20 protein-coding genes are annotated in these 16,967 nt (G+C 36.8%); 4 read left to right on the top strand and 16 right to left on the bottom strand.

The annotated features are described in order from the left end of the window. Positions 1-34: 34 nt before the first annotated feature. Together ACWF5P_RS15635 and ACWF5P_RS15630 are read right to left on the bottom strand one after the other, a co-directional pair. Positions 35-454, bottom strand: coding sequence for a VOC family protein (locus tag ACWF5P_RS15635; RefSeq protein ID WP_434168583.1), 420 nt, complete (start codon positions 452-454; stop codon positions 35-37). A gap of 481 nt (positions 455-935) precedes the next feature. Beyond that, complete coding sequence (locus ACWF5P_RS15630) at positions 936-1,304, bottom strand: winged helix-turn-helix transcriptional regulator (protein WP_434168582.1); 369 nt, start codon at positions 1,302-1,304, stop codon at positions 936-938. A gap of 283 nt (positions 1,305-1,587) precedes the next feature. Here ACWF5P_RS15630 and ACWF5P_RS15625 point away from each other — a divergent pair, with 283 nt between their 5' ends. Next, positions 1,588-2,583 (top strand): zinc-dependent alcohol dehydrogenase family protein, encoded by a 996-nt coding sequence (locus ACWF5P_RS15625; RefSeq protein WP_434168581.1) that lies wholly within the window; start codon positions 1,588-1,590, stop codon positions 2,581-2,583. A gap of 467 nt (positions 2,584-3,050) precedes the next feature. On the opposite strand, the gene ACWF5P_RS15620 is transcribed toward ACWF5P_RS15625, so the two are convergent. The 11 genes from ACWF5P_RS15620 to pdxR form a co-directional block, all read right to left on the bottom strand. After that, complete coding sequence (locus ACWF5P_RS15620) at positions 3,051-3,848, bottom strand: fumarylacetoacetate hydrolase family protein (protein ID WP_101226022.1); 798 nt, start codon at positions 3,846-3,848, stop codon at positions 3,051-3,053. A gap of 503 nt (positions 3,849-4,351) precedes the next feature. After that, on the bottom strand, positions 4,352-4,996 hold the full coding sequence (locus ACWF5P_RS15615; RefSeq protein WP_434168580.1) for a DUF4272 domain-containing protein: 645 nt from the start codon (positions 4,994-4,996) through the stop codon (positions 4,352-4,354). A gap of 279 nt (positions 4,997-5,275) precedes the next feature. Beyond that, positions 5,276-5,485, bottom strand: coding sequence for a hypothetical protein (locus ACWF5P_RS15610; RefSeq protein WP_063235826.1), 210 nt, complete (start codon positions 5,483-5,485; stop codon positions 5,276-5,278). A 229-nt stretch (positions 5,486-5,714) separates the two neighbouring features. Beyond that, positions 5,715-6,035, bottom strand: a complete 321-nt coding sequence (locus ACWF5P_RS15605) for a CPBP family intramembrane glutamic endopeptidase (RefSeq protein ID WP_260356673.1) — start codon at positions 6,033-6,035, stop codon at positions 5,715-5,717. A 775-nt stretch (positions 6,036-6,810) separates the two neighbouring features. Further along, positions 6,811-7,197, bottom strand: coding sequence for a DUF192 domain-containing protein (locus ACWF5P_RS15600; protein ID WP_434168579.1), 387 nt, complete (start codon positions 7,195-7,197; stop codon positions 6,811-6,813). 245 nt (positions 7,198-7,442) lie between these two features. After that, the gene (locus tag ACWF5P_RS15595) at positions 7,443-7,676 is read right to left on the bottom strand and encodes a cyclase (protein ID WP_434168578.1); all 234 of its coding nucleotides are present in this window, start codon (positions 7,674-7,676) and stop codon (positions 7,443-7,445) included. A gap of 404 nt (positions 7,677-8,080) precedes the next feature. Then, positions 8,081-8,458 carry a hotdog domain-containing protein gene (locus tag ACWF5P_RS15590; protein WP_101225823.1) on the bottom strand — a complete coding sequence of 126 codons (378 nt, stop codon included), beginning with the start codon at positions 8,456-8,458 and terminating at the stop codon, positions 8,081-8,083. Positions 8,459-8,658: 200 nt separating this feature from the next. After that, entirely contained in the window at positions 8,659-9,591 is a 933-nt protein-coding gene (locus ACWF5P_RS15585; protein WP_452445060.1) for an MBL fold metallo-hydrolase, read from the bottom strand. A 99-nt stretch (positions 9,592-9,690) separates the two neighbouring features. Next, the gene (locus tag ACWF5P_RS15580; RefSeq protein WP_452445059.1) at positions 9,691-10,467 is read right to left on the bottom strand and encodes an AraC family ligand binding domain-containing protein; all 777 of its coding nucleotides are present in this window, start codon (positions 10,465-10,467) and stop codon (positions 9,691-9,693) included. A 24-nt stretch (positions 10,468-10,491) separates the two neighbouring features. Beyond that, positions 10,492-11,067: a LysE family translocator gene (locus ACWF5P_RS15575; RefSeq protein ID WP_452445058.1), complete on the bottom strand. Its 576-nt coding sequence runs from the start codon at positions 11,065-11,067 to the stop codon at positions 10,492-10,494. 250 nt (positions 11,068-11,317) lie between these two features. Next, positions 11,318-12,799, bottom strand: coding sequence for a MocR-like pyridoxine biosynthesis transcription factor PdxR (gene pdxR, locus ACWF5P_RS15570; protein ID WP_452445057.1), 1,482 nt, complete (start codon positions 12,797-12,799; stop codon positions 11,318-11,320). Between the two features lie 148 nt (positions 12,800-12,947). Here pdxR and ACWF5P_RS15565 point away from each other — a divergent pair, with 148 nt between their 5' ends. Both ACWF5P_RS15565 and ACWF5P_RS15560 read left to right on the top strand, forming a co-directional pair. Beyond that, a complete protein-coding gene (locus tag ACWF5P_RS15565; protein WP_452445056.1) occupies positions 12,948-13,727 on the top strand; it encodes a PhzF family phenazine biosynthesis protein in 780 nt (259 codons plus the stop codon). 5 nt (positions 13,728-13,732) lie between these two features. Beyond that, positions 13,733-14,032 carry a hypothetical protein gene (locus ACWF5P_RS15560; protein WP_452445055.1) on the top strand — a complete coding sequence of 100 codons (300 nt, stop codon included), beginning with the start codon at positions 13,733-13,735 and terminating at the stop codon, positions 14,030-14,032. 12 nt (positions 14,033-14,044) lie between these two features. Here the strand turns inward: ACWF5P_RS15560 and ACWF5P_RS15555 are convergent, their stop codons facing one another. Further along, entirely contained in the window at positions 14,045-14,236 is a 192-nt protein-coding gene (locus ACWF5P_RS15555) for a hypothetical protein (RefSeq protein ID WP_452445054.1), read from the bottom strand. A gap of 143 nt (positions 14,237-14,379) precedes the next feature. Here ACWF5P_RS15555 and ACWF5P_RS15550 point away from each other — a divergent pair, with 143 nt between their 5' ends. Continuing rightward, complete coding sequence (locus ACWF5P_RS15550; RefSeq protein WP_101225816.1) at positions 14,380-15,336, top strand: patatin-like phospholipase family protein; 957 nt, start codon at positions 14,380-14,382, stop codon at positions 15,334-15,336. Positions 15,337-15,542: 206 nt separating this feature from the next. On the opposite strand, the gene ACWF5P_RS15545 is transcribed toward ACWF5P_RS15550, so the two are convergent. After that, positions 15,543-15,857 carry a DMT family transporter gene (locus tag ACWF5P_RS15545; RefSeq protein ID WP_101225815.1) on the bottom strand — a complete coding sequence of 105 codons (315 nt, stop codon included), beginning with the start codon at positions 15,855-15,857 and terminating at the stop codon, positions 15,543-15,545. After that, positions 15,858-16,199: a DMT family transporter gene (locus ACWF5P_RS15540; protein ID WP_452445053.1), complete on the bottom strand. Its 342-nt coding sequence runs from the start codon at positions 16,197-16,199 to the stop codon at positions 15,858-15,860. It abuts the gene before it with no gap. Positions 16,200-16,967 lie beyond the last annotated feature (768 nt).

The raw sequence follows: 16,967 nt of genomic DNA, 5'->3' as shown, positions 1-16,967 counted from the left end.
GGACATGCGTTAAGCTGAATGTCCAAAGTACGGATCACGCTTTTCCGGTCGAACCCAGAACCTCCAAATAGTGCTGATTGTACATAATGCCTAGGATGTTCCCAAAGGGATCAACCACTGAGGCAGTAATGAACCCCTGACCGCGAACTGTGGGTGCCTCGTGTTCTTTCGCCCCCATAGACAGCAGCTTCTCGAAAGTTGCTGTCACATCGTCGACGTGCCAGTACACGACAGCACCACCTGCCCGGCCGGTCGACGAACCATCGGGCGCGTAGCGGCTATCGATCAGGCCAAGCTCGTGCTGGTAGTCGCCGAGGCGAAACTCGGCATATCCTGGGCGTTCGAAGTATGGGTCGATACCCAACAGCTCGGCGTACCACTTCTTTGCCGCCACTAGATCAGCCGCCCAAAAACTGACGGTGGTGAGTCCTCGTAATGTCTTTGTGTCGCTCATAATCGATTTCCTCCTCAACTTCGAGTAAGTAACTATACTTTAATTTAGGTCGCCGGGTAATTTCCTAGTTGCTGTTCCAATAGCTATTGTATACGTCTAATGCTGACAACAGTATGTCAGTGGAGAAGAATATTTTTTCAAAAGTGCTTTGAACTTTTATTCCTTTGATTCACTTCGATTTTCTTACGAATAATCCCTTCTCATATTCAAGAAAATAACCCAATTGTTGAACAAAGATCAAACTGCACTGTTGAACTCACCTGCTTTTATCTCCATAAAGAAAAAGAGCTGCCGAAGCAACTCCCTTAAGAAGGTAAAGCACCTGTGCGTATTATAAAATCAGGGAATATTTCGCAATATAATTTCTTAACTTCATTTTACATCCAATTATTCCCCTTAATCTTCTAGGTAAAAAAAACAAAAGTCATAGATAAGCTGAAAGCCAACTTTCTGGTTTTGTCGGCAGAGCCCCCTATGGATGCTACATATTTTCTGAGACCTTTCGTTTCATTAATACCTCATTTCCGTACACGTGTCCCCAATCTCTCATTAGGTAAATAATAGGTTTTAATGTTTCTCCAAAAACAGTAAGGGAATATTCAACTTTTGGAGGAATCTCGCGATATATTTCACGATGGACAATACCATCTTGTTCCAATTCACGAAGTTGCAACGTTAACATACGTTTTGTGGTATAGGGCATAAGTCTCCCTAATTCGTTAAAACGTTTAGGGCCGGAAATTAAGTTATATAATATGATCCCTTTCCATTTGCCTCCTATCACATCTACTGTAACTGCAACAGGACAAGCAGTAGTATCGGGACACTTTTCCGTTTTAAATTCCTTCATATTGCCACCCCAATCTTTTTAGTATCAAATTGTATACTATATTACAAATTTTATCCTATTCAACAAAAATGTGCGTACTTTTAATTTTATATTATATAAAGTATCATTGATTTTGCAAGCAAAGACTAAATATTCGTATTTTTCACACCATTTTAGGATGTTACTATTCGGATGCTTATGTTTCTGGTGTGGCAATATCAAAAAATCTGCTTGCTTTAATTCATCCTAACGATGAATAGTGACCAGACATTTTCCCATAAAAAAATAAATAGGAGTGATTTGAGTGAAAGCACAAATTATTCAATCATTTGGTGATCCATCAGTATTTCAATTTAAAGAGGTTCCAAAACCCGAATTAATACCTGGACATGTACTTATTCAAGTCAAGGCTACAAGTGTAAATCCTATTGATACGAAAGTCCGTGCTGGTGCAGTTCCAGCCGTTTCCCCCGAGTTCCCAGCCGTTTTACATGGTGATGTCGCAGGTTTGGTATCTGCAGTGGGTGAAGGAGTGACTGAGTTTAAAGTTGGCGATGAAGTGTTTGGATGCGCGGGTGGTTTTAAAGGGACTGGCGGTGCACTTGCAGAGTTCATGCTTGCAGATGCTGATTTACTTGCTCACAAGCCGAAAAACTTGACGATGGAAGAAGCCGCTGCTTTACCACTAGTTTCCATTACAGCATGGGAAGCTTTATTTAATCGGGCAAATCTTGTCCCTGGACAAAATATACTGATCCATGCAGCCACCGGGGGTGTAGGACACATTGCCATTCAGCTAGCCAAATGGGGAGGCGCAACAGTCTATACAACTGCCTCTTCGCAAGAGAAACTGGAGATTGGCACGCGTCTTGGTGCAGATGTAACTATTAATTATCGAGAAGAAAGCGTTCACGATTATGTACAAAAATATACAGACGGAAAAGGTTTTGACGTTGTTTTTGACACGGTAGGCGGAGAAAACCTGGATCGCTCTTTTGAGGCAGCCGCGGTACATGGAACAGTGGCAGCCATTGCTGCCCGTTCCACTCATGACCTCTCCCCCGTGCATTCAAAAGGGCTCTCCCTACATGTTACCTTTATGTTGTTGAAGATATTAAACAAGGACATGCATAAGCAATATGGAGAAATTTTGAAGAAGGTTGCCAGTGTGGTTGAGGAAGGTAAGCTGCGCCCGCTTGTGGATCCAAACATGTTTACGTTTGAAGAAGTCTCAAAAGCCCATGAGTACTTGGAGTCAGGCAAGGCGATGGGAAAAATTGTTTTGAGAAATAATTGGTGATTTTATTTTAATGTTCATTCAAAAGCAGAGGTACAGAGAGAATCTCTATAGATCCTCACTGTATCGTCTGCTTCTATTTTTTATTATGTAAAACATCCTCTAGCACTACATTCCACTTATCTATACTTCAAGAAAAATTCATTTAGTTCCATAAGAAGTTTACTTTTCCCGACTGTTAACACCGCCTCTGATGCTGTGTACTTTATTTTACTAAACATCATCGAATTCCAATCATTATTAAATTTTATAGTCATATATCAAGCCATGTTAGCTAAAAAATATTTTCATAGATGCCATGCACTCTTACGTATAATTACTACATTGACAAGACAGCCATTGGCTGGGACTCCGTACTTATGCATCTATTACTCAAAAAATTATCATCCATTATATCCTTAATTAAAGAAAAAAAGCTGCCTTAAAGGCAGCTCTGATCTTTGTTAACTTATTAGAAATTCAAGCAAATCTTACTGAACACCATTACATAACCGACCGATATTCTCGACTTCAACAACGACTTCATCCCCCGACTTGATCGTGCAGCTGCCAGATGGTGAACCCGTAGCCAAAATGTCACCGGGCTCCAGTGTCATTACCTGTGAAAGCCAGCTGATTAGAAAAGGAATGCTTAGTGACATTTCATTGGTATTTCCGTCTTGGACAACACGGCCGTTTAAAGTGGTCACAATCCTTAAATTTGTAGGATCCACCCCGGTAACGATGCACGGTCCCAAAGGTCCGAATGTATCAAATCCTTTGCCCCGCGTAAACTGCGGATCTTTTTTTGTTAGATCTCTTGCTGTGACATCATTAAATATCGTGCAACCAAATACATAATCAAGCGCATCTTCTTCTTTGATGTTTTTTCCGCGCTTTCCAATGACAAGGGCCACTTCCCCTTCAAGTTCCACTTGGTTGGATAGCTCGTTTGGAGGAAGGATAATATTCTCCTTGTCTGCAATAAGCGAAGATAATGGCTTTAAAAATAAAAATGGTTCAACAAGGTTTGCCTCTCCACCCGTTTCCTTCGCATGACCAGCATATGTCCAGCCGAAATTAACCACTTTCGATGGTTTTACAGGTTCCAAGATTTTTACGTCACTATATTTCAGCTCGACCCCGTCATACTTTATTTCCTTGTTGACAAGTTCAGCAAAACTGCTAGACAGTTGTAATATCATGTCATCCTCAACAATACCGTAATGTATTTTGCCCTGTTGATTCTGATAGCGAACTATTTTTTGTGTTTTTTGTAGCACATGCATTATGAATAAACTCCTTTGATGATTAAGATTACCACAGATCATATAAAATCCGGTTCTCCTATACTATAACATGCCTGTTCTTTTACGTGAAAAAAGAGCTCTCGTCGCGACTCACTCTTCAACTAAACCGACCTTTAGTTAATTAAGCTTAAGTTATTTAACTATTTATTTTATGGAACCTACAATTTATATGTAATTTTATCTGTGTATTGCCTTAGGCCGCAATAAATATTCCGATTGATAGACCTAGTATACATTCCCCATGAAATGTTTACTTAATTTTATACATACCTAAAACCAAGCACAAATCAAAGTCTTGGTGCTTATTGATTATCTCAAAATATCAAAACTTTTGTACTGGTAATTCGTCCCTTATTCAGCTAGCCTGCCTCCGTAGTGCCATAAGAAAAAGGCTGCCTGAGCAACCTTCCTACCTGTTAAATTAAGTGGATAACTTCACATTTAACCCTGATATAGGAGCAAAAAAGTATGTATTGCAGCTTTTATGTATCTGTACTTATTTCCTCCCATTCTTGATCCATATAATTCACTAGCCAATTAAGAGTGTAGTGCCTTTCATATACAACGCCTTCATCTAGAGATGATGCAACTTCCAAATGATTTATTTGGGCTTCTCGTACCGCCCAATGTGCCCTATATATAAAATCAAGACTATCTAATATATCACTGGTTGGTTTTAAAGTGGATTCACCAAGCAGCTCTTGTTTAGAATGAAGAGAAAAAACCTTCTCAAAAACATATTCAGCATTGCACGTATCGGCTGGGACATCTATATCGGATATTAGATTTACAGACCAAAGCAGAAGCCAAATACATTCTAACTTCCAAGAGTATTGGATCAGCTCGTTCTGATTAGGTTGTTTTTTCTTTAAAAAATTTTGTTCCTCTTCTGTGAATAATTCATTAGCATTATACCTTTCAATAAATTCCTCAATTTTTTCTGGCGGAGCCTCCATGGCTTTTGCTGAGACTATTGCTAATGAAATAATTCTGTTTATAATTTCTTCCTTTGTTCTAAGGGAAACTTCTTCTTCATTTTCCGTTAAGGGTAAATGTTTATTTATTGGTACCTTTAGGGTCTTTAATATTTTTTCGGATTGTTTTTTTCTCTTTTTCGAACTTTTCATTCCGCACCTCACTATTAGCTGATCCCGCTTCTTTAAAATTATTATTAGAAAAAATTTACGCAAACCGCCTTTTATTGTAACATGCTACTCAACTTTCCTGGGTATTTAGTTGCACAAAGAAAAAGCTTCAGCTCCGATCTTCCGTTAAAGCACCCGGTAGTTCCAGAAGGATTATTCGTCTAAACTCCCCTTTAGTGAAATCCACTTTTATTTCTCAAAATAAAAATAGTGCCAACTTCTCTTTAATAGAAATTAGCACTTCGGTTTATTCACTATATGTTATCGTGCCGCTTTAGGCGGTTGGCACACATCACATTTACGTTGGTTATTATTTTTGAATTTCTTGAATGTTTTTTCAAAGTTGCTGCCACATGTACATTTAAATAGTAACTTTTGAGAAAAACCGTGATATTCCGTCGTCAGCAACTTACTTTCCGAATTGTTCTCAACAAATTCTTTAATTTTACCAATCGTCCATTGTTTATTCATTCTCTTACACCTCCATATTTTATCGCTATGCGGAGGCTTTTCTGGCATCCGTTCAGAAACAGTAATTATCGTAAGCTATTCATTATAACATGAGCTGGCACTCAATTAAACAGATGGATATATCTTAATCTGCCCCGAAGTTGCAAAAAGGAAAAGCTGCCTTAAAGACAGCTCCGATTTTTCAGCTAAAGCACCCGGTAGTACATTAAGAACCCGGTTTGGAATAAGTTCAAATTATCCAGCCATTGAAAACCATACCCAAGTTGATAACAATGTGAAAAACTATGGATGGATATATACTATCGCTCTTTAAAACTACGATTGCATAAAAAAGCCCCCCAAAAGAAAAAAGTAAGCTTATGATTACAGGAATTCCAATTGATATATGTAGTAGCCCGAACCCGATACTGGTTATTACGACAGCATAAAAGGTGGAAACATTTCTTTTTAAACTAGATAACATAATACCTCTCCAAATTACTTCTTCAAGTGTAGCGTTTATGATGGCAAACAATATACCGAAAAGTAATACTGTTTTTAAATCGCTCATTTCTTGACTAAATAATGGTATAAGTAATGTGCTCGATACCATTAGCCCAATAAGTAAAAAATACGGTAATTTAATTGTATGAAACGGCATTGTGATACGCCTGTGCCAATCTGGTAATAGTGTGTAGAAAAATATCTTCTGCTTAGACAACAATAGTGAAATCATTGTTCCAATCATAATGAACATAAGTAAACATCTGTTTATTATGATTTTCATTTCTTTGGATATGTTCCATTCATTGATATAGCTGCTTCCGAGTTGATACACCAATGTACCTAATAAGAAGAAAATGAACAGAGAAACTGATGAACGGTATTTATTAGGTGAGATGTAGAGAATAAGCAAGAATATGAGTGGCAATAATCCCCAAACAAACAACCTATATGAAAAAAGAATAATACCTGCGAAAAATAGGATTGCCAAAAATAAGAGAAACATATTGGTCCGTGAGCGATTTATGCTAATCCCCCCTTAAGAAAGCACAATTCAATCGTTTCAGATAAACGTTTGTAATAACTGCTCTTTAGCTGAATAAGTCCCTGTATTTACAATACCATAAAAAGTAAATTACCCCTCATGTTACTTAAAATCAATAAGCATTATGAAAAGAGCTTTGAACAAAGATCAAATGGCACTCCTATAAACTGACCAATAGCTGCATCAGAAAGAGCTACCTTAAAGACAGCTCCTACCTTCAGCCAATGCACCCTTTTTTCAGTAATTTTACCTAAAAAATCACCTCACCACTAAAACTAGAGGTAAGGTGAGATGAATTTCAATAAAATCTTACATAATCCCCTTCTTTAATTTGATTCTTTTCAAACCAGCCAAGATTCACTTCAATTGCATAGTGATAAGAAATTCCTGGATCATAGGTAGGACATATATCTTCTTTACAAGGCTCCATATGTAGTATTTTTAGAATTTCCCCATCTGAATCAAGAAAAGCAATAGATAAAGGAATTAATGTGTTTTTCATCCAAAAGCCACCATATATTTTTACTGGAAACACAAATAACATCCCCTCGTTTTCGGGTAATTTCCCAACAAACATTAAGCCCTTATCTCTTTTTCTTTGAGTATCTGCAACTTGAACGGTTAATCTAGTTTCCCTGTTTCCGCTGAGTATTTTTATCATTTTTATTTTTATTCTATTTTTCATGTTCACTCACCTTAGGGTAGTTTTATAAGCAGGAAAGAAATTCAAAAGAAGAAAAAATAACTAAGGAAATCCCTTTTACCATCTAATACTTATTCTATGGTTTTAAATTTAATTCTTCGTTTTCAATAAACACTGCAACAATATATATGTAGGTTTGTTCAACAACCTCGTTTATTGCATAAGAAAAAGCTGCCTTAAAGGCAGCTCCAATCTTAGCTAACGCACTTGTTAGCTGAAGAAGTCGATTACTTTTCAGAGTTCTCATCAACAGGTTTTCGTTTATGTATTTCATTAATTATTTTTTTATTAAATATCTTAACTTCCCCAACCATTAGTAACCTCATATCCTCTACAATATACTTGGCTAACTCTTGGTCAGTAATGTCATCTCCATCAATATCAAGGCGGAATTCCTGCCCTTGAAGCCCACCGCCATTAGTAAACTCTATTTCAAAGTCAAATTGAACTCTTTTATCCATTTGAACCCCTCCTAAAATATTGATTGATACTGCAATTGCATTGATAAATTAGCCTTTTGGCAAAACAGGTTTTTTTACTCCACAGTTCTCAATAGACATATTCTAGACGAAAAAGACAATTACCTTCTTCAACTAAGCTGCCCCGATAGTGCTATAGAGAAAGGCTGCTTCAACAACCTTCCTTATTGAAAGAAGAAAACTAATAGTATTTGTAACAAGAAATTATTCACTCAACCTCGAGTTAGTTGTAAGCTTATTAAGGGCACAAAATCTAAATACGCCACAATAATGTTTATATGGTCCAGGTTAAGCTAATCTGAACCATTAAAAAGCTGCCTTAAGACATCTTCACTCTTCAGCTAACGCACCCGTTAGTTCATTAAGACACATATTCCCCCCAAAATTTAAAGTATTACACCTGAAAAATCCCCTTTTAATACTTCTTTTTCATACTGATTTTTACATAAAAAGAATGCAATAATAGCTGTTCTATTATTTTCTTGCCTTTCATATTTTTCAATTTTAACTTCACAAATTATTGTATCCCCGGTAAACACAGGTCTTAAAAACTCAAAATTCATAGTACGAGCCATTACGTGATGATCTCCACCTATTTTTGTTGGTAGAGTTGCCGTTAATAACCCTTGAATTACAAGTCTTCCCTGTTCATCTGGGGTTATATGATGATTCCCTTCATCACCTGAAATCTCTGTAAATAATTCAACATCCCTTACTGTAAAAGTCCGTTCAAACGTAATGATATCTCCTACTTTTAATGACATTTAAATCCCTCCTGAAAGTTTTATGAAGTTGATTAATGCCCGCGGAAAAAACGCGAATTTTATATCTTAATAACTAACAGCGTCATTGAAGAATTTTTTTGGTAATTTGTTTTCGATTAAGCTTTTGGATATAAGATTTTTATCTGAGGCAAGGAAGATAATTACGCTGCATAGAAACCAGAAACGTTTTTCAGATATCCTTATGTGAGAAAATCTTGAGGTTTCCAATCTTTCGGCTTTATGTTCTTATTCATCCATTTCTTTTGTGGTGCTTGGTATGGGGTGGAAGCAATTAAATGATTATTGTGCCAGCTTGCTGCTCCAGAACGAATCATTTCATCGAGCAGGATTGGGATAAATTCTTCTGGCTGAAGTTGGAAAGAGTAGCGTGCAAAATCTTGGAACCAACCACACTTTAGTAGGTAGTTATCGAGTTCTTCTTTTGTCAATCCGTTTTTAATGATTAATGTGAATGAAAAAATCCTTTTGCAGGCATGCCATGCAACTTTTTCTGGCATTCTGAGCCACTTTTCAAACCGTTCCCTTGCTGTATCAATGGCAGCCAGAGGATTCTCTATTTGTGGTCCATGTCCTGAATATGCATGTTGAATTCGAAGCATGGCCAACCGATCCAAACTTTCTATCGATCGTTGGATAGATGAAACACCCTCTCGAAAGATATTTAACCATCCGATATCACCTTTGTGGAAGAGATCCCCGCAAATTAATACTTCTTCTTCCGGTTCATATAAAGAAATATGTCCTAACGTATGTCCTGGTGTGTGCAAGATTTTTAACGTTCTGCTTCCTGTATTAATATCATCGTTATCAGAGAACTTTAGATCGACTCGATAAGGTTCTACAGGCTGATCTAACCATTCTGAACTACAGGCTTCCGAGTCGCAAGAATTAATTAATTCTGCTTCCCATTTATAAGCACCAATCCTTACTCCATAATTTTTTTGAAAATGAAAATTGCCTCCTACATGGTCACTATGATAGTGCGTGTTCACAATAAGGTGTAATTCTTCTGGTGAAATGCCTACTTCTTTAATTAATTGCTCTGTATCTTTCACATCACTTCCAAAACCAGTATCAATAAGGACCGGGAGCTGATCCTTAATAAGGAACATGTTTGCACTTGGGAATTTTCTTTCAAAGAAAATAATACTGGATTTTTTAATAAGCCATTCCTCCTTAAAGTCACCAATAATAATCGAACAAACTACTAATCAATTTAAATGTGAAATATATTCAAAGGCTGTTGTTCCGTATACGCTTTTAAAGTGTTTATTTAAATGGGTTAAATCAACAAAACCACATTCAGCTACAGCTGAATGAATATCTCTATTTTTTTCTATTAACTGCTTTGCATATTCTATCTTGCAGTTAAGAAAGTATTGATATGGTGAAATGCCAGTATGAGTCTTGAATAACCGGATAAACTTAAATTTCGATAAATCAAGCTCTTTACATAGCTCGTCAAGTTTAGGTATAGTTTCTAAGTTGGTGTGAAGCATATCCTTCGCTTTTCTAATTAGAGTGTTATCTTTCTTATAGTCTGTAGAAAGATCAGTTTGAATAAGGTTATCTGTGAGGGATAACAGTAATTCACTGCACAATGCCTCGTCTTTTTCGCTTAATATTGCATTAGAAAGACTTAGTATTCCTTGTTTAAGCCTATAATCATACACAATGGGATTTGAAAAGCGTATGATATCCTTCTTCTCAATAACCTCCAGAAGCAATTGTGGCTCAATATATAGCATCACATAATCTAGTCCTGTCTCATCATGTGCCATTCCGTCATGTGCCTGTTCCGGATTAAAAAGCATAACGCCATTTTGATAGGACAAGTGTAAACTGCCATCCAAGTTATAGTGTTGAATGCCACGCAGTGTGACTCCTATTGCATACTCTTTATGAGAGTGTTTCTTATATGTGAAATCAGAAATACTTGCTGACAAAGCCGTAATACCCGCCGATTTTTTATAGATAAATTTATCCATTTCATTCACCTCTTAAGTAGCTACCTACATCCAGATCATGACTGCAGCATAAACTAAAAACACTGCCATCAATATATTAACAATCTTTTTATGCTTCTGTAAAAACTCCTTGAAGATTGCACCAAAAAGTACCCATGTAATAAATGCTAAGAATCCTATAACAGTTATAGCGATAACGCTTATTGTAACCGCAGGCATTGAGACATAATAGGGCATAATATACGTAGGAATGACAGTCATTGTAAATAGTACTACCTTTGGATTTAAAAACTGCGTAAGAAATCCAGACATAAAGGTACCCGTTTGGTTTACAGTTGGTTTTGATGAATCCATTTTGTAAACTTGATAAGCAAGATACAACATATAAAAGCTTCCGATTATCTGCATAACAATTAAAATTTTTGGTATGATCGTTGCAAGTATCGTATTTAACATAGCAGAAATAGCAAGTAAGAAACCAAAAGCAATCGTTGCTCCATACGTATATTCCAATGCCTTTTTTGTACCAGAGTTATGCACGGTGGATAATATGACGATATTAGTGGGTCCTGGTGTAAATGTAACAATAAAACAGTAAAATACAAAAGATGTAATATTCATGAGGTAAACTCCTTTCAAGATATCCTCATGTAATTGTACATCCTAACTTTAAAAGCTTATAGTATGTTATTGCAGGGTTATATATTGCTTCTGTATAGATAAACCTACAAATTCAGGTTGCGGATACGTCAAAACCCTGACTTCCTTACGTAAGCAGGAAACCAGGGTCTTTATACAATTTCTATGAGATGAACTGAAAATTTACAACCATCAAACTTTAATCTGAAAGGATTTTTGTTGCAGCCTTTCTTTACATAATGGGGGATTGTCTAAATAGTTGATTTGAAGATAAAAATTTTCTTGTGATATTGCAAAATTTTAAAATTCCATTTTCTAATTCACTATCCGATAAATAGGAAAAGTTTAACCTTAAATGATGGTTTTCCGGTTCTCCTGCGAAACAAGCTGAACCAGGAAGAAAGTAAATATTCTCTTTTTGACATTCGATTAATAAATGGTTCGTGTTCCACTCTGATGGAATGGATACCCATATATTTAATCCACCTGTTGGTTCAATCCATTGAACTTCATTCGGCATATGGGAATTGAAGAGTTCTATAACTTTATCCCTTCTTAATTTCAAAGCAAATCTCAGCTTTTCCATATGGTCCTCCATCCTTTTCGAATGAAAAAATGGGAGAATTGCCTTTTGTGTTAATAATGGACTACCAAGGTCCGTATTCACTTTAGATGCCACTAAACGATTAAACAGAGTGCCATTTGCGGCCAGCAGTCCTATCCGGCAACCAGGAACCAATGTCTTGCTTAGCCCCTTTAAATAAATGACGAAACCATTTGTATCAAGACTTTTTATAGGTGATGGAGGTTTCTTGTCAAAAAATATCTCACTCCAGGGTTCGTCTTCTACAATGATTATTTGATGTTCTTGGGCAAATATTAATAATTGCTCCCTTCTTTTTCGACTTAAAACCCTTCCAGATGGATTCTGAAAGTTAGGGATGGTATATATCATTTTGGGTTTATATATTTCGCAAACTCTTTGTAACAGGTCCATTCTCATTCCTTCTTTATCTAATGGAACAGGAATAATAGTAGCCCCACGAGCACGAAATGTATCAATTGCATTAGGATAAGTGGGTGCTTCTGTAACCACAACATCACCTGGTCCTATAAAAGTTTTCGCCACCAAATCTATTCCTTGTTGAGTTCCATTAGTTACCAATATATCTTTATGGTCAATACTTAAATCTTGTTTGCGAAGATACTCGCTCATAGCTTTTCTAAGTTCCTCATCCCCTTGTGCAGGTCCATACCTTGATAAAATACTGGGATTCTTTTCTAAATTTGAATGGATTTCTTTCTCCAGATAACGATTCGGAAGTAAAGATGGACAAATCGCTGCAACAGAAAACTGAAAACAGTTTTCAAATGATCCATAATGTGTACCAAATTGAGTCCGGGGAAGATAATCTAAAACGGATAATTGCCACTCGAAATTGTTCTTTTTATTATTCTCTTTATCTTCTGATGTAATATTAGCTTTAACAAATGTCCCCTTCCCTTGTATCCGTTCAATTAACTCATTTTTTTCTAACAATGCATACACTCTTACAACTGTAAGTACACTTACCCCTAATTGTTTTGCTAACGCTCTAACGGAAGGCAAACGTTCATCTTCCGATAACCCCCCTGACCTTATTCTATCTGCTATATTCTCATAAATTTGTTGATTAATCGGGATATTGGAGTTCCTGTTTATTTCAATCTTCATAATAAAGCCTCCATCAGCACTGTGTTGAAAATTAAGTGTTATATGATCAAGTTGACTGTTATACATATATACCCATTAATATAAGGATATTCAAGTATAACACCTGAACATTTTACGTTCAATTTGATTAATCTAGGAGGAAAAAATTATGAAGTATTATGTGGTTGATGCATTTGCAGAAAAGGTCTTTGAAGGAAATCCTGCTGGGGTTTGTGTTATGAATGAATGGATTTCTGATGACATTATGCAAAAGGTTGCTATTGAAAATAACCTTTCTGAAACGGCATTTGCAGTAAAAGGTGCGGAAAACTATAAACTTAGATGGTTTACGCCTGGAGGAGAGATCAACCTTTGTGGTCACGCAACTTTAGCAACTGCTTTTGTCATTATGAACTATGTTGAAAAGCAATTGAAAACCATTCAATTCGACACGATGAGTGGGGTACTTACAGTAAATAGAAAAGATGATTTGTATGAACTTGATTTCCCAACTGTCCCTTCAAAGGAGATACCTCTTACTGAACAAATGATTGATGCTTTGGGAACCACACCGATAGAAGCATATCTAAATAGAGATTTGTTATTTGTATTAGAGTCAGAAGAAGCAGTGAAAAATCTAAGTCCTGACTTTTCAAAACTAGAACAGTTGCCAGAGGGTCTTGGAGTTATTGTTACCGCCAAAGGAAATGATTATGATTTTGTTTCAAGAGCATTTTTCCCAAAGTTAAAGGTAAATGAGGACCCAGTATGCGGTTCTGCCCACTGCGGTTTAGTGCCCTTTTGGGGAGAGAAACTAAAGAAACGTGAAATGGTAGCAAGACAGTTATCCAATAGAGGCGGTACACTTTTTTGTAAGCACGAGGACACACGGGTAAAGATGGCTGGAAAAGCATCACTCTACTTAATAGGGGATATTAATATTGGGTAATGACTATGGAAGATATGAAATATAGTCAAACCAACGTTCTAACCAAACAAATAATAATAGCTTGGCGTTTTTGCCAAGCTATTATTTTAGCTGCAAATCAACATAGTTATTTAACAGAGCCTTGTAAAGTTATTTCTTATTCAACTCTACTGCTTCGTTTGTTGAATAAGAAAAAGAGATGCCGCAGCACCGTGTGCATTTATGACAGTAAAAACAGAGCAAAAAGACAATTAATTAATTTAATTGTTCACAATCCTGTTGTTGGAAAAAGCGATCTCCATCTTAAAGGATCGCAAGATATTTAATAATAATAATCATCAATAACCTTTTGTGCATAAGGTTGCAAAATAGCCTGTTTGAGGACGGAACAGGCAGCCGTAGCCTACCGCTATGGCTTTTTTATTTTCTTTCAAGTTTTTTTGGTTGTACTTTCTGACTTTCTCTTCACCCATTACAAACAAAGTACGTGCATAATAATTCCTGTTCGGCTTGCCCGTACTGCCACTCAAACGTAGTCTCCTCTATCCTCGTCGTAGTTTTTTTTATACTCGATGAAGTCTTTTCTTGGATGTTTAGCTACATAATCCTGCCCCTGAAAAATAAACATATACTGAATGATACTTGTGACCTGATTAGAAGGGAGAAATCAGCTTTGACAAAATACCGGATCATGTCCTTTGATGGAGGCGGCACCTTAGGTGCTTTAAGTTTACAACTTTTGAACAGACTGGCTCAGCAAAACCCAAAATTAATTAGTCGAACCAATGTTTTTTCGGGAAATTCAATCGGTTCATTCACTGCCCTTGCGTTAGCAAGTGGAAGATCGCCGAAGGAGACACTCCAGTTTTTTAAGGATAAAATCCTGCCGGCTTTCAGCGTTTCCCGACCAGGTGGACCTGTTTTCAATCAACAATTGCCATATTCTGGTTTCATTAAAGCGGTACAAACATTTTTTCCATCAGATCTTCTCCTCAAAAACTTAAAAAGACGAATTGTTGTCCCTGCATTTCATTTATTCTCACCGGAGCTGAATCGTTGGACTCCTGTGTTATTCCACAACTTTCCTGGCTCTCCCTATTTAAATGAGAAAGCGAGTGATGTAATACTACGGAGCAGTGGTGCTCCCGCGACGCAACGAGCCTATCAAAACTATGTGGATGGGTATACTGTAGCAACTAACCCCAGTACAGCCAGTATCGCGTTTGCAGTGGGGAAAGCCAAACAGCCGTTGGATCAAATTGCGGTATTATCCATTGGAACAGGTGAAGAGCCGACTCGATTAAGAAGAGATACGAAGGGGTGGGGGATGGTAAGTGCAGATAACATACGTCCCGAAAATATGAAGAACCTCCCCCCAAATTGGGGAGTTCTTTTGGACCGATCGCCCAATGAACCCTTACTGCCATTTCTACAGATTGTCGCTAGTGGATCCGGTTACTATGAATCCATGGTCAGTTCTCAGCTTCTAGGAAATCGTTTTTTTCGGTTAAATCCACGGATCCCCAATTTCTCCAAAACGGACCCTTCTGTGGTTCCAGCTGTCATTTCAATTGCTAACAAAACAAATTTACAACCCGCAGTTCAATTTATAGAGAAAAACTGGAATTAATAAAATGATCCCATAAGTCTGATTGAATTTTAGTTTTTATTTCAAGCATTTGGATTTTTTATATAAAAACAGCCAGAACCTGGCTGTTTTTATTTATCAGTTCTTCTACAACTATCCTGCCCCGTTAATTGCATAAGGAAAAAGCTGTCTTAAAGACAGCTCCGATCATAAGCTAAAGCACCCGTTAGTTCAACAACGTATATTATTTATGATGTCAATTTCAACCCCACTACCGCTACTAAAATTGCCCCTATAAATAAAATTCGTTTCCAATCTTTTGATTCTCCATAAAACAACATTCCAATAATTACTCCTCCCACAGTTCCAATCCCTGTCCATACCGCATAGGAGATTCCCATAGGGAGAGTTTTCATAGCTAGACTTAGAAAACCAAAACTAATTATAAATCCCATAAACAATACTATATACGACTGTAAGTTTTTATCTTTAACAACTTTATTCATACCCGTAACCCCAACTACTTCAAAAGTTCCAGCCAAGATAAGATATAACCAAGCCATTTATACTGCACCTTCTTTCTTGCTTGGTTCAGTTGTGACAAGTTTTAATCCTACTACACCAGACAGAAGCAGGAGAATAAACAATATTTTTGTCCAACTGAAAGGTTCTCCAAAAACCACCATTTCCACCAAGACTGTTCCCGCTGTTCCTATTCCTGTAAAGACAGCATAGACAGTAGCAACGGGTAGTTTTTTTGTAGCTTTCATCAATACAACAAAGGATACATATATAAGAAAAAATGTACCGGCCCAAGTAATCAAATTATTTGAATACTTCAACCCCATTGCCCACATTACCTCAATAATACCGGCAATAATAACATATGCCCAATTTCGTTTCATAAAATTCCCTCCAAGATCATTAATCATTAGAAAGTCCACGCCAATGCAAATACCAAGCAATAATACCGGCAATGATAACATATGCCCAATTTCGTTTCATAAAATCCCCTCCAAGACCATTAATCATTAGAAAGTCCACGCCAATATCCATTTTGTGCGAAATACTTTAAGGCAACTTCTTTAATTCGCTCTGCAGTCAATTTCCCAACCTTCCGACCGTTCGTTAGTTAAATTTAGCATTAACTTTTTCTCTAGTCAATTTTTATTTATTTTTCTTAATAAAATTCAACAATTGTTATTCAACTAACCTGTTCCTTTAGTTCCATAAGAAAAGAGCTGCCTTAAAGACGCTCCGATTTTCAGCTAACGCACCCGTTAATAACATATGAAAAAGGTTACCTCAGCAACCTTGAGTCTTTTCAAGATGTAGAAATCCTTTTCACAGGTTGTTCTACATAGAACTCTAAATACCCACATTTAGAGCAAACATAAGAAGATACTTGCTGTAAATCGGACTATCGGTGAAAAGACCTCTTGGTTTTTTGTTTATCAGAAATTCTCCTTGAAATCCGGAAATATAGGCTCTCGTAAGTTCGTTGCCGCATTTACTAAAAGTTTCAATTATACACCACCACCCATAATCGTAATCGTTTCCTACCCGCCACTCTCTTTTAAACGATTCCTAAATTAATAAAGCTTCAATCCTTGTTCAACTAACCTGCCCCATAAGTTCATTAACAAAATATCAAACTTTATTTCATGTCTACA

The sequence above is a fragment of the Peribacillus sp. NPDC055009 genome (assembly GCF_053608705.1).
The sequence above is the reverse complement of the archived record's forward strand: the minus strand, read 5'-3'. Positions and strand labels throughout refer to the sequence as shown.

Coding starts and splice junctions, on each gene's coding strand:
- ACWF5P_RS15635 (WP_434168583.1), bottom strand. CDS start 454: ATGAGCGACACAAAGACATTACGAGGACTCACCACCGTCAGTTTTTGG.
- ACWF5P_RS15630 (WP_434168582.1), bottom strand. CDS start 1,304: ATGAAGGAATTTAAAACGGAAAAGTGTCCCGATACTACTGCTTGTCCT.
- ACWF5P_RS15620 (WP_101226022.1), bottom strand. CDS start 3,848: ATGCATGTGCTACAAAAAACACAAAAAATAGTTCGCTATCAGAATCAA.
- ACWF5P_RS15615 (WP_434168580.1), bottom strand. CDS start 4,996: ATGAAAAGTTCGAAAAAGAGAAAAAAACAATCCGAAAAAATATTAAAG.
- ACWF5P_RS15610 (WP_063235826.1), bottom strand. CDS start 5,485: ATGAATAAACAATGGACGATTGGTAAAATTAAAGAATTTGTTGAGAAC.
- ACWF5P_RS15605 (WP_260356673.1), bottom strand. CDS start 6,035: ATGAGCGATTTAAAAACAGTATTACTTTTCGGTATATTGTTTGCCATC.
- ACWF5P_RS15600 (WP_434168579.1), bottom strand. CDS start 7,197: ATGAAAAATAGAATAAAAATAAAAATGATAAAAATACTCAGCGGAAAC.
- ACWF5P_RS15595 (WP_434168578.1), bottom strand. CDS start 7,676: ATGGATAAAAGAGTTCAATTTGACTTTGAAATAGAGTTTACTAATGGC.
- ACWF5P_RS15590 (WP_101225823.1), bottom strand. CDS start 8,458: ATGTCATTAAAAGTAGGAGATATCATTACGTTTGAACGGACTTTTACA.
- ACWF5P_RS15585 (WP_452445060.1), bottom strand. CDS start 9,591: ATGTTCCTTATTAAGGATCAGCTCCCGGTCCTTATTGATACTGGTTTT.
- ACWF5P_RS15580 (WP_452445059.1), bottom strand. CDS start 10,467: ATGGATAAATTTATCTATAAAAAATCGGCGGGTATTACGGCTTTGTCA.
- ACWF5P_RS15575 (WP_452445058.1), bottom strand. CDS start 11,067: ATGAATATTACATCTTTTGTATTTTACTGTTTTATTGTTACATTTACA.
- pdxR (WP_452445057.1), bottom strand. CDS start 12,799: ATGAAGATTGAAATAAACAGGAACTCCAATATCCCGATTAATCAACAA.
- ACWF5P_RS15565 (WP_452445056.1), top strand. CDS start 12,948: ATGAAGTATTATGTGGTTGATGCATTTGCAGAAAAGGTCTTTGAAGGA.
- ACWF5P_RS15560 (WP_452445055.1), top strand. CDS start 13,733: ATGGAAGATATGAAATATAGTCAAACCAACGTTCTAACCAAACAAATA.
- ACWF5P_RS15545 (WP_101225815.1), bottom strand. CDS start 15,857: ATGGCTTGGTTATATCTTATCTTGGCTGGAACTTTTGAAGTAGTTGGG.
- ACWF5P_RS15540 (WP_452445053.1), bottom strand. CDS start 16,199: ATGAAACGAAATTGGGCATATGTTATTATTGCCGGTATTATTGAGGTA.